1 protein-coding gene is annotated in these 1,030 nt (G+C 70.5%); it reads right to left on the bottom strand.

Translation table 11 applies throughout. From position 1 onward, the window contains the following. Nucleotides 1-1,030, bottom strand: a 1,030-nt coding sequence (locus D183_RS0120525) for a methyl-accepting chemotaxis protein (protein ID WP_017910650.1), incomplete at both ends; no start/stop codon positions are given.

The following is a 1,030-nucleotide window of genomic DNA, read 5'->3' as shown; positions in this document are numbered from 1 at the left end:
CCAGTCCTTGTCCAGCGCCACCGCCGCCGCGAACGACGGCGCGCGGCGTGCCGGTGCGACCGCGGCCTGCGGGCGCGGACTGCGCGTCATCGCCTGCGTCGCGTGTCTGCCGCGCGGCAACGGGGTCGGCGTCGGCGCCGCAGCCGGCGCGCCGTCCAGCTTGAACAGCGCCACCGCCTGAGTCAGCTCCACCGACTGCTGCTCCATCGAGCGCGCGGCCGCGGTGGCTTCTTCCACCAGCGCCGCGTTCTGCTGCGTGCTTTCGTCCATCTGGGTGACGGTCTGGTTGACCTGCTCGATGCCCGCCGACTGTTCCTGCGAGGCCGCCGAGATCTCGCCCATGATGTCGGTCACCCGCTGCACCGACGCCACGATCTCCTGCATGGTGCTGCCGGCCCGGTCGACCAGCGCCGAGCCTTCGGCGACGCGGGTCACCGAATCGTCGATCAGCGTCTTGATCTCCTTGGCGGCATTGGCCGAACGCTGCGCCAGGGTGCGCACTTCGCTGGCAACGACCGCGAACCCGCGGCCCTGCTCGCCGGCACGTGCCGCTTCCACCGCCGCGTTGAGCGCCAGGATGTTGGTCTGGAAAGCGATGCCGTCGATCACGCCGATGATGTCGGCGATCTTCTTCGACGAGGCCTCGATGCCGCTCATGGTCTCGACCACCTGACCGACCACGGCACCGCCCTGGGACGCGACCGACGCCGCGCCGCTGGCGAGCTGGTTGGCCTGGCGCGCGTGCTCGGCGTTCTGCTTGACCGTGGAGGTCAATTCCTCCATCGACGCGGCGGTTTCTTCCAGACTGGCGGCCTGCTGCTCGGTGCGGCGCGACAGGTCGTCGTTGCCGGTGGCGATTTCGCTGGCGGCGGCATTGATGCTGACCGCGGCGGTCTGGATGCGGCCGACGATGCCGGTCAACTGGTCGGCGGTGGCGTTGGCGTCGTCGCGCATCCGCGCGAACACACCGTGGAAGTCGCCATGCATGCGTGCGGTGAGGTCGCCGGCGGCGATCGCCTGCAGCAGGGCG

Source organism: Xanthomonas sp. SHU 199, assembly GCF_000364665.1.
Lineage (GTDB): Bacteria > Pseudomonadota > Gammaproteobacteria > Xanthomonadales > Xanthomonadaceae > Xanthomonas_A > Xanthomonas_A sontii.
Note: the sequence above shows the minus strand (reverse complement) of the source record. Positions and strands in the feature narration are given on the sequence as shown.